Annotated in this window: 7 protein-coding genes; 5 read left to right on the top strand and 2 right to left on the bottom strand. The window is 71.0% G+C overall.

Annotated elements, in window-relative coordinates; translation table 11 throughout:
* The first annotated feature begins 70 nt into the window (after positions 1-70).
* The 4 genes from ABZT18_RS30045 to ABZT18_RS30060 are packed head-to-tail and all read left to right on the top strand — an operon-like array spanning position 71 to position 5,957.
* The gene (locus tag ABZT18_RS30045) at positions 71-2,749 is read left to right on the top strand and encodes a LuxR C-terminal-related transcriptional regulator (RefSeq protein ID WP_355253043.1); all 2,679 of its coding nucleotides are present in this window, start codon (positions 71-73) and stop codon (positions 2,747-2,749) included.
* Between the two features lie 16 nt (positions 2,750-2,765).
* The gene (locus tag ABZT18_RS30050) at positions 2,766-4,052 is read left to right on the top strand and encodes a nicotinate phosphoribosyltransferase (protein ID WP_355253046.1); all 1,287 of its coding nucleotides are present in this window, start codon (positions 2,766-2,768) and stop codon (positions 4,050-4,052) included.
* Between the two features lie 32 nt (positions 4,053-4,084).
* A complete protein-coding gene (locus ABZT18_RS30055; protein ID WP_354996337.1) occupies positions 4,085-4,666 on the top strand; it encodes an isochorismatase family protein in 582 nt (193 codons plus the stop codon).
* Positions 4,667-4,706: 40 nt separating this feature from the next.
* The gene (locus tag ABZT18_RS30060; protein WP_355253049.1) at positions 4,707-5,957 is read left to right on the top strand and encodes an MFS transporter; all 1,251 of its coding nucleotides are present in this window, start codon (positions 4,707-4,709) and stop codon (positions 5,955-5,957) included.
* Between the two features lie 429 nt (positions 5,958-6,386).
* Here the strand turns inward: ABZT18_RS30060 and ctaD are convergent, their stop codons facing one another.
* Together ctaD and ABZT18_RS30070 are read right to left on the bottom strand one after the other, a co-directional pair.
* Positions 6,387-8,147 (bottom strand): cytochrome c oxidase subunit I, encoded by a 1,761-nt coding sequence (gene ctaD, locus ABZT18_RS30065; RefSeq protein WP_354996335.1) that lies wholly within the window; start codon positions 8,145-8,147, stop codon positions 6,387-6,389.
* Positions 8,148-8,277: 130 nt separating this feature from the next.
* On the bottom strand, positions 8,278-9,384 hold the full coding sequence (locus tag ABZT18_RS30070; RefSeq protein WP_354996334.1) for an FAD-dependent monooxygenase: 1,107 nt from the start codon (positions 9,382-9,384) through the stop codon (positions 8,278-8,280).
* A 301-nt stretch (positions 9,385-9,685) separates the two neighbouring features.
* Between ABZT18_RS30070 and ABZT18_RS30075 the strand changes: the two genes are divergently transcribed.
* Positions 9,686-10,822, top strand: coding sequence for a cellulose binding domain-containing protein (locus ABZT18_RS30075; RefSeq protein ID WP_355253052.1), 1,137 nt, complete (start codon positions 9,686-9,688; stop codon positions 10,820-10,822).
* The last annotated feature ends 100 nt before the right edge of the window (positions 10,823-10,922 follow it).

Consider the following 10,922-nt stretch of genomic DNA (forward strand, 5'->3'; position numbering starts at 1 on the left):
TTGTGCGACTACTCAACTTCGTTGTGTGACGGTGCGAGCGCGGACAGGATTCGATCGATATGCTGCGCGGATGAGTCGATGGAAGTTCGTCGGCCGAACCGACGAGCTGAACCGCCTCCTGGCGGCGGTGACCGGCGAGGCAGGCCGAGGGCTCTTCTTCAGCGGCAGCGCGGGCATCGGCAAGAGCCGACTGTTGCGCGAGGGCGTGAGCACGTTGCCCACCGAGCGGTTCGCGATCTGGTCCATCGCGGCCAGCGCGACCACTGCCGCGCTGCCGTTCGGCGGGCTGGTGCAGGTGCTTCCGGCCGAGCAACCCCAGGGCCTCTCCCCCGCCGGCATCCTGCGCTGGGCGCTCAACGTGTTGCAACAGCAGGCGGCTGGCCGACGGATCGTGCTCGCCATCGACGATGCCCACCTGCTCGATCCACCCTCGGCGGCGCTGGTGCACCTGGTCGCCCGCGCGGAAAACGCCACCGTGGTCGGCACCCTGCGCGACGGTGAACAGATCCCGCTGCCGATCCGCGCACTCTGGACCGACGATCTGGTCGAGCACGTCGAGCTGACCCCGATGCCACAGGCGGAGACCGCCGGCCTGCTGGCGGCGATCCTGGGTGGTCCGGTCGACGCCGGCTCCGCCGACCGGCTCGGCCAACTCTCGGCAGGCAACCCGCTGCTGCTGCGGGAGCTGGTGCACGCCGCCAACGGCAGCGCGGAGTTGAAGCAGACCTACGGGATCTGGAAGTGGACCGGGCGACTGGAGCTGGCACCCAGCCTGACCGACCTGATCGACACCCGGGTCGGGAAGCTCACCGACGGCGTCCGCGCGGTTGTCGAGTTGGTGGCGTTCGGCGAACCGCTCGGCCTGCACCTCCTCAAGCAGGCCGCCGACCAGGCGGACGTCGAGATGGCCGAGGAACGCGGGCTGATCAGTGTGGTCCAGCACGACCGGCGGACCAACGTCCGGCTGGCTCACCCGCTCTACGGCGAGGTGATGCGCCGCCGTTGCCCGGTCAGCCGCACCCGCCGACTCCAGGCCCACCTCGCGGAGCTGCTCGAGCAGGTCGGCAAACGCCGCCGCGACGACCTGCTGCGGGTGGCGGTCTGGCGACTCGACTCGGGCACCGCACAGGACCCGGCCCTGCTGGTGGACGCCGCGATGCAGGCGTTCACCCGCTACGACGTGCCGCTGGCGACCCGCCTGGCGCGTGCCGCGCTGAATGCCGACGGTGGCTCCGACGCGGCGGAGCTGCTGGCCACCATCCTGATGTTCGCCGACAGGCCCGACGAGGCGATCGGCGTCCTCGACGCGGTAACCCCCGAGCCCGGCGACGAGCGGCGACTCTGCCGCTGGCTGACGGTGCGGGGGATGGTCAGCTACTGGGGGCTGAGCCGGGAATCCACAGTGGAGGAGATCGCGAGCCGGGCCGAGCAGCTCAGCGACTCAGCCGACCGGTCCCGGGTGCACGCCTTCGAGGCGACCATGCGGCTGCACCGACTGGACACGACCGCCGCCGTGCGGCTCAGCCAACGCGTACTGGACCGGCCGGCGGCCGGCGTCGCCGCCCGCGAGCTGGCCCGCTGCACCATCGCGTACGTCCAGGCCGCGCAGGGCCAGCTGACCCACAGCGGTACGGCGATCGCCCAGGTGCACTCCGCCGCGGCCACCTGGCGCACCGACATGCCATACCTGCAGTTGGCCCTGGAACTCGCCCGGGGCACCAGGCTCATGCTCACCGGCGACCTGGCCGGGATCGACGCGATCGTGGCCGACGAGTTCGCCGACCTCGCCGGCGCCGGCGACTTCCGTCTCGGCACCGGCTACCTGGCCATCCTCCAGGCGTACGCGGCCCGGCTGCGCGGGCAGAGCGACGCGGCCATGCGAACCTCCCTGGGTGCCTGCGCGGTGCTGGCCACGAGCCGGGTCTATGCCGGTCTGGCCCAGGCCGAGCGTGCCCAGTCGGCGGCGCTGCGCGGTGACGCCGCGCAGGCGGCTGCGGCGATGGCCGAAGCGGACCGCACCCACGCGCCGGGCATGGCTGTGCTCTACCCGTGGTTGGAGCAGGCCCGGGGCGCGACGCTCGCCGCGTCCGGTGACCTGCCGGGCGCGGTCAAACAGCTCGGCGACCTGGTGGACCGGCTCCGCTCGGACGGCTTCGCCGGGCATGAGGTGCACGTCCTGCACGATCTCGTCCGGTTGGATCAGGCTGGCATGCCGATCGGGCCCACCTGCTCCGATGGTGGCCGGCGCACCGTCGCGCAGCGCCTCGCCGAGCTTTCCGAGCGGGTCGACGGGGCGCTGCCGCCGCTGCTGGCCCGGCACGCGCGCGCCGCGGTGACCGACTCCGCCACGGATCTGCTCGCGGTCGCCGACGACTACGCCACGTTGGAGCTGACCGTGTACGCGGCCGAGGCCACCTCCCAGGCCGTGCAGCGGTTGCGCCGGCAGCACTCGGCGGCGGCAAACGATGCCCGGGAGCGCCTGGCCGGGATGCTCGGGCGCTGTGACCTGATCCGGACGCCGGCGCTGCACGCGGGTGCGCCGGTGCTCACCGAGCGGGAGTGGCAGGTGGCACGCCTCGCCGCGCACGGCGCGTCAAGCCGGGCCATCGCGGAGCGGCTCTACCTCTCGGCACGCACGGTGGAGAACCACCTCCAGCGGATCTACGCCAAGCTCGGCGTGACCGGCCGGGCCGAGCTGTGGGCAGCGCTGCGCTCCATCCCGGGCCACGAGGGCAGCGACGCGGGCTGAACCTTAGGCTGGGGCGGTGAGCACCTACCGCCCCGCGCTGCTGACCGACCACTACGAGCTGACCATGGTCAGCGCCGCACTGAAGGACGGCACCGCCGACCGCCGGTGCGTCTTCGAGGTGTTCAGCCGCCGGTTGCCGAGCGGCCGCCGGTACGGCGTGGTCGCCGGCACGGTCCGGCTGATCGAGCTGATCCGCGACTTCCGGTTCGACCCCACAGAGGTCGACTTCCTGCTCCGGACCGGGGTCGTCGACGAGGCGGCGGCGGCCTGGCTCACGGACTACCGCTTCACCGGTGACATCGACGGGTACGCCGAGGGTGAGCTGTTCTTCCCCGGTTCGCCCATCCTCACCGTCTCCGGCGGATTCGCCGAGTGCGTGGTGCTGGAGACGCTGGTGCTCTCCGTGCTCAACCACGACAGCGCGGTGGCGGCCGCGGCAGCTCGGATGGTGACCGCGGCGCGTGGCCGGACGCTGATCGAGATGGGGTCGCGTCGGGCCCACGAGGAGGCGGCGGTCGCCGCGGCGCGGGCCGCGTACCTGGCCGGGTTCCGGTTCACGTCCAATCTCGCCGCCGGTGCGCGCTACGGCATTCCGACGGCGGGCACGGCCGCTCACGCGTTCACCCTGCTGCACGACGACGAGCGGGCGGCGTTCGCCTCGCAGGTCGCCACGCTGGGCAAGGACACCACGCTGCTGGTCGACACGTACGACATCAGCCAGGGCATTCGCAACGCGATCGCGGTGGCCGGGCCCGAGTTGCGGGCGATCCGGATCGACTCGGGCGACCTGGCGGTGATCGCTCAGCAGTCCCGGGAGCTGCTCGACTCGTTGGGCGCCACCGAGACCAAGATCATCGTTTCTGGTGACCTGGACGAGTATGCGATCGCCTCGCTGGCCGCCGAACCGGTGGACATGTACGGCGCCGGCACGGCCGTGGTCACCGGCTCCGGAGCACCGACCGCCGGGTTGGTCTACAAGCTCGTCGAGGTCGAGGGGCGGCCGGTGGTGAAGCGCTCCGAGCACAAGGCGACCATCGGCGGCCGGAAGGTCGCGGTCCGCCGGCACAAGCCGACCGGCACCGCCACCGAGGAGATCATCGTCCCGCAGGGCGTACCGGACCGGCAGCCCAACGACCGCCTGCTCCAGCACTCGTACGTGGTCGCCGGCGAGCCGGTGTCGCTACCCACCCTCGACGAGTCACGGGAGCACCTGCGCGAGTGCCTGATCTCCATCCCGTGGGAGGGGCTGAAGCTCTCGGCCGGCGACCCGGCCGTGCCGGTCACCGTCGTACCCGCTGGCTGAGTAGATCCGACCATGAGGAGAGGGAACCCCCAATGACCAACGCGCTGATCATCGTGGACGTGCAGAACGACTTCTGCGAGGGCGGCTCGTTGGCCGTCGTCGGCGGCGCGGGGGTGGCCGCGGGCATCTCCCGGCTGCTCGCCTCCGAGCCGGACCGGTGGGCGCACGTGGTCGCCACCAAGGACTACCACGTCGACCCGGGCGCGCACTTCGGCGATCCGCCGGACTTCGTGGAGTCCTGGCCACGGCACTGCGTGGTCGGCACCAGCGGTTCGGAGTTCCACCCCGACCTGGACACCGGTCGGGTCGAGGCGATCTTCCACAAGGGCGAGCACGCGGCGGCGTACTCCGGGTTCGAGGGGCACGCCGACGACGGCGAGTGCCTGGCCGACTGGCTGCGCCGGCACGACGTGGACCAGGTGGACCTGGTCGGCATCGCCACCGACCACTGCGTCCGGGCGACGGCACTGGACGCCGCCCGGGAGGGTTTCACCACCACCGTGCTGCTCGAGCTGACCGCCGCGGTCGCTCCGGCGACCACCGACGTGGCACTACGCGCCATGGACGGCGCCGGGGTGACCCTGCACGGCCAGCCTGTGATCAGGGCCGCATGAGCCGCTAATTGGTTGGCCATCGGGCCGCCGCCGGTCGAGGATGTGGCCGGAGGTACGGACCCACGTGAACATGAAGCCTTACCGGCAGGTGCTCGCCCTACCTGGCCTGCGGTCGCTGCTGCTGGTCGCCGTCCTCGCCCGCATCCCGCTCACCGCGACCGGGGTGACGCTGACCTTCCACGTGGTGTTCGACCTTGATCGGGGCTATGGAGCCGCTGGCCTGGTGGGTGCGGCCATCACCGTGGGCGCGGCGATCGGCGGGCCGTTACTCGGCCGACTGGTGGACCGACGTGGCCTGCGCCCGGTGCTGGTGCTCACCGCGATCGCCGAGGCGATCTTCTGGTCCACCGCGCCCTCACTGCCGTACTCCCTGCTACTGCCGGCCGCCTTCGTGGCCGGCTCCCTGGCCCTGCCCATCTTCTCCGTGGTCCGTCAGTCGATCGCCGCGCTGGCTCCGGAGGACCAACGCCGCCCGGCGTACGCACTGGACTCGATGTCGGTGGAGCTGTCCTTCATGATCGGCCCGGCGTTGGCGGTGGCCCTGGTCACCGCGATCTCCGCGCAGACCACCATGTACCTGGTGGGCGGCGGCATCGTCTCCGCCGGGATCGCCCTGTGGCTGGTCAACCCACCGATCCGCGGTGCCGCCGAGCCCACCGGCCCGCAGCGTCGAGTGCAGCGCCGGGAGTGGCTGACACCCCGACTGCTCGCCGTGCTGGCGCTCAGCGCCGCCGCGACCCTGGTGCTCGGCGGCACCGATGTAGCGGTGGTCGCCGTGCTGCGGGCCAGCGGCGAGGTCGGCTGGACCGGCGCGGTTCTGGCCATCTGGGCGGTCGCCTCGCTGGCCGGCGGGTTCGCCTACGGGGCTGTCCACCGCTCGTTCTCCCCGCTGGCACTGACCGCCGCACTCGCCCTGTGCACCATCCCGGTCGGGCTGGGCGGTGCGCACTGGTGGCTGCTGTGCCTGGCGCTGATCCCGGCCGGCGCGCTCTGCGCGCCGACCATCGCGGCCGGCTCCGACGCGGTCAGCCGCCTGGTTCCAGCCGAGGTACGCGGTGAGGCAATGGGCCTGCACGGATCGGCGGTCACCGTCGGCATCGCGATCGGCGCGCCGCTCGCCGGCGCGGTGATCGACGCCAGCGCGCCGCTCTGGGGCTTCGTGGTGACCGGCGCGCTCGGCGCACTGGTCACCCTGGTGGTGCTCCCGATCGAGCTGCGCCGCCGCCGCAGGGCCGACGCCCTCGCACTGCCGACGCCCGCCGAGCGCGACCTCGCCCCTGCCACCCGCTGACGGCTGCCGTGCCACTCCGGCTGAGTCGGGGTGACCACGTCGCCGCCGGCAGCGAGAGCGGCATGCCGCGGTGGCCCGCGATGTCTGGCGGCCCAGCGCGCCCGCCCGCCGGGCCGGGTGGCTCGCTGGCGGCACGCACGCTCACACCGGTTATGCCTGTGAGTCATAAATACGCCTCACAGGTATAACGCTCGTCAGCACCATGCCCGGGGGATCCCCGCCGGCCAAGCCAGGCCGGGCCGAGCCAGACCGGGCCAAGCTGGGCTGAGCTGGGCCAGGGCTGGGCGGGCCGGGCTGGGCCGGGCTGGGCTGGGCTGGGCTGGCTGTTGAGGCGGTCCTGGCCGGGGCGGAGGACGAGGACGGACATGCGACGAGCGCCGCTCCCGGTGATCCCGGAGGCGGCGCCCGTCGTACTGCCGAGCTTGAGCGTCAGTGCCGATCGATGTCGCTGGCGGTGTCCTCGCGGTAGCTGGCCCCGCCGTCCGACTCGCTGGTGAGCGGCTTGGCGCCACCCTCCGGCGGGCCGGCCAGGCTCTGGCCGCCGGCGGCCAGCTCCGGGAACTTCGCGTCGAACGCCGGCCGCTCGGAGCGGATCCGGGGCATCTTGTCGAAGTTGCGCAGCGGCGGTGGGCTGCTGGTCGCCCACTCCAGCGAGTTGCCGTGACCCCAGGGGTCGTTCACCTCGACCACCGGGCCGGTCTTGTACGACTTCCAGCAGTTGTAGATGAACGGCAGCGTGGAGATACCGGTGATGAACGCGCCGACCGTGGAGATCATGTTCAGCGTGGTGAAGCCGTCACTGGGCAGGTAGTCGGCGTACCGGCGGGGCATGCCCTCGTTGCCGAGCCAGTGCTGCACCAGGAACGTGGTGTGGAACCCGATCATGGTGAGCCAGAAGTGCACCTTGCCCAGGCGCTCGTCGAGCATCCGGCCGAACATCTTCGGGAACCAGAAGTAGATGCCGGAGAAGACCGCGAACACGATCGTGCCGAAGAGCACGTAGTGGAAGTGCGCCACCACGAAGTACGAGTCCGACACGTGGAAGTCGATCGGCGGGCTGGCCAGCAGCACGCCGGTGAGACCACCGAAGAGGAAGGTGACCAGGAAGCCGACCGCCCAGAGCATGGGCGTCTCGAAGCTGATCTGGCCCCGCCACATGGTGCCGATCCAGTTGAAGAACTTCATACCGGTCGGCACGGCGATCAGGTAGCTCAGGAAGCTGAAGAACGGCAGCAGCACCTGGCCGGTGGCGAACATGTGGTGCGCCCAGACGCTCATGGAGAGCGCGGCGATCGCGACGGTCGCGGCGACCAGACCCTTGTAACCGAAGATCGGCTTGCGGGAGAAGACCGGGATGACCTCGCTGATGATGCCGAAGAACGGCAGCGCGACGATGTAGACCTCGGGATGCCCGAAGAACCAGAACAGGTGCTGCCAGAGCATTGGCCCACCGGTCGCCGGGTCGTACACGTGGGCGCCGAGGATGCGGTCCGCGGCGAGCGCGAACAGCGCGGCGGCCAGCAGCGGGAAGACCAGGATCACCAGAAGGCTGGTGACCAGGATGTTCCACGTGAAGATCGGCATCCGGAACATGGTCATGCCGGGCGCGCGCAGGGTCAGCACCGTGGTGATCATGTTTACCGCGCCGAGGATGGTGCCCAGGCCGGAGATGGCCAGACCCATGATCCACATGTTGGCGCCGACACCTGGCGAGTGCTCGACGCTGCTCAGCGGCGCGTACGCGAACCAGCCGAAGTCAGCGGCGCCACCCGGGGTGATGAAACCGGCGGTCGCCATCGTGCCGCCGAACAGATACAACCAGTAGGCGAAGCTGTTCAGCCGCGGGAAGGAAACGTCGGGCGCGCCGATCTGGATCGGCACGATGTAGTTCGCGAAGGCGAACACGATCGGCGTCGCGAAGAACAGCAACATGATCGTGCCGTGCATCGTGAAGAGCTGGTTGTACTGCTCGGGCGACAGGAACTGCAGCCCGGGTCGGGCCAGCTCAGCCCGCATGATCAGGGCCATCAGGCCACCGATCATGAAGAACACGAACGCCGTGATCATGTACATGATCCCGATTTGCTTCGCGTCCGTGGTTCGCAGCAGCCGCGCGATGGCCGACCCCTTGACCGGCTCCCGGACCGGCCAGGGCCGGGTCACGACCGGCTTGGGTGCGACGGTGGTCACGAGTGGCCTCCGGTTCTCGGTTGTCCCGCTCGGCACACGCTGGTTATCGGCGGGCCGTCATCCGCAAGGAGGATAGTCCCCGGCAGGTCGCAGCGCCGCGTGGGGTGGCGTGACACGATCTACAACGGGCCTACAGCGGGCCGAGCAGTAGCCGGTAGTGCTCCCCGAAGATCCGGCCGCCGCGTCCGCGCAGCAGTGGGTCGCGCAGCGCCGGCGGCACGTCCCTGGTCCGGTTGCGGTCCCGGGTCCGGTCCCGCACCCATCGGGTACGCGGACGGCGACGACTCTCGTACGCCACCAGGGCCGCCTCCACGCTGCCGGCGGCACGCAGCGACTCGGCCAGCACCACGGCGTCCTCCAGTGCCATGGCCGCGCCCTGGGACAGGGTCGGCGCGGTGGCGTGCGCGGCGTCGCCGACCAGCAGCACCCGTCCCCGGTGCCAGCGGCCCAACTCCACCTCGTCGGTGATCCCGACGTGCACCTCGTCGAGTGCTGCCAGCACCTCGGGCACCGGGCCGCGGTAGTCGGCGAAGAGTTCGCGCAACCGGGCCAGCGGGTCGGCGGGCTCCTCGGTGCCAGCCTCGTCGGCGTACAGGTGCAGGCGCCCGGCACCGATCGGCACCATCAGGAACCCGGAGCGCTGGCCGAGCAATGCGGTCCACTCGGTGACCGGCGGGCCGTCGCGCAGGACGGCCCGGTAGACCACCTGCCCGACCGGGCGAGGCGGACCGCCGAGTGCGGCCAGCGCGCGGACCGAGGAGCGCGGTCCGTCGGCACCGACGACCAGGTCGTACTCGCCGGCGGTGCCGTCGGTGAAGGTGACGCCGACCGCGCCCGGGAGCAGGTCCAGGGTGCGGACCTCGGCGCCGTGCCGGACAGCGCCGCCAGCGCCGCTGAGCAGCACCCGGTGCAGGTCGCCTCTGGGCAGCGCCCGACATTCGCCGACGCCGGCCCAGAGGGTGTCGAGGTCGACCTCGCACAGTTGCGCGCCGTCGGCGTCGAAGAACCGCTGCCGGTGGATCACCTGCCCGAGCGGACGCACCGGGTCGTGCAGGTCGAGCCGGTGCAGCGCACGAGCGGCATTGCCGGGCAGGTAGAGGCCGCTTTCCGTGGACTCCCCCGGTGGCAGCTTGTCGGTGACGTCCGGCCGGAAGCCCGCCAGGCGCAGCGCCCGGGCCACGGCCAAGCCGGCGATGCCCGCGCCGACGACGAGGATGCGCAGGGGGGAGCCACCCATGGTGGTGTACGCCTCCGGAGGGGGAGCGGCACGCGTTGGAGGCAACACGCTACTCGGAGCGATCGGTGCACGCCAGAGTCCGATCGGCCCGCCCGGAGCCGCTCGTCGGCGCCCCGTACCGCTTAGCTGGCCGTCCTTCGCCGCCCGTCCGGCGGGGGCATGGCAATCCTCACAATTCACCGGTTTGACCCGTACGGTTGCATCGCAGTTTCAGACATGTAAATGTGTCGTTGAGCGTGGGAGCGCTCCCGCACCGCCCCGACCCATCCGGCGCCCGGCACGCGCCGAGTCAAGGAGCGTCATGAAACGTCAACTTCGGGCCCTGGCGGCCGCCGGGCTGCTAATCACCAGCTCACTCGTCGCCGTGGCCCTCGGAGGCAACGCCTCCGCCGACACCCAGATCTGCGAACAGTACGGATCGACTGTCATCCAGAGCCGCTACGTGGTGCAGAACAACCGCTGGGGCACCACCGCCCAGCAGTGCATCAACGTCACCGGCAGCGGCTTCGAGATCACCACCCTGAACGGCAGCAGCCCCACCAACGGGGCGCCCACGGCGTACCCCTCGGTCTTCTTCGGTTGTCACTACACCAACTGCTCCCCCGGCACGAACCTGCCGATCCAGGTGAGCCAGATCAGCAGCGCCACCAGCAGCATCAGCTACCGGTACGTCAGCGGCGCCACCTACAACGCGTCGTACGACATCTGGCTGGACCCGTCGCCCAAGCGGGACGGGGTGAACCAGATGGAGATCATGATCTGGCTCAACCGGCAGGGCCCGATCCAGCCCATCGGCTCGGTCGTCGGCACGACCAACCTGGCCGGCCGCACCTGGGAGGTGTGGCGGGGCAGCAACGGCTCCAACAACGTCATCTCCTACGTCGCGCCGTCGGCGATCTCCAGCCTGAACTTCAGCGTGCTGGACTTCATCAACGACGTCCGCAACCGGGGCGCGATCACCAACTCCTGGTACCTGACGAGCATCCAGGCCGGCTTCGAGCCGTGGCAGGGTGGCGTCGGCCTCGCGGTGACCTCGTTCTCGGCCGCCGTCAACGGCGGGGGCGGTCCCACCAATCCGCCTCCCACGACCCCGCCGCCGACGACCCCGCCGCCGGGTGGCTCGGGCTGCGCGGTGAAGTACACGGCGAACTCGTGGAACAACGGCTTCACGGCCGACGTGCAGATCACCAACACCGGCTCCAGCGCGCTCAACGGTTGGACGCTGACCTACGGCCTGCCCGGCGGTCAGCAGGTCACCAACGCGTGGAACGCCACGGTGAGCCAGAGCGGGTCCACGGTGACCGCACGGAACGTGGGCCACAACGGTTCCGTTCCACCCGGGGGCACCGCGAGCTTCGGCTACCAGGGCACCCTGAGCGGGTCGTACTCGTCACCGACGAGTTTCTCGCTCAACGGGGCAACCTGCTCCCGCACCTGAGGACGACGGTCGGTGGGGCCACCCGCCGCTGGTGCCGCTGATCGCCGGTGGTGTGCTGACAGTCGGTCTGGCCTGGTTCGCCGGCCCGGACGCGCTCAGC

It is taken from the genome of Micromonospora sp. NPDC005291 (assembly GCF_040607415.1).
GTDB lineage: Bacteria > Actinomycetota > Actinomycetes > Mycobacteriales > Micromonosporaceae > Micromonospora.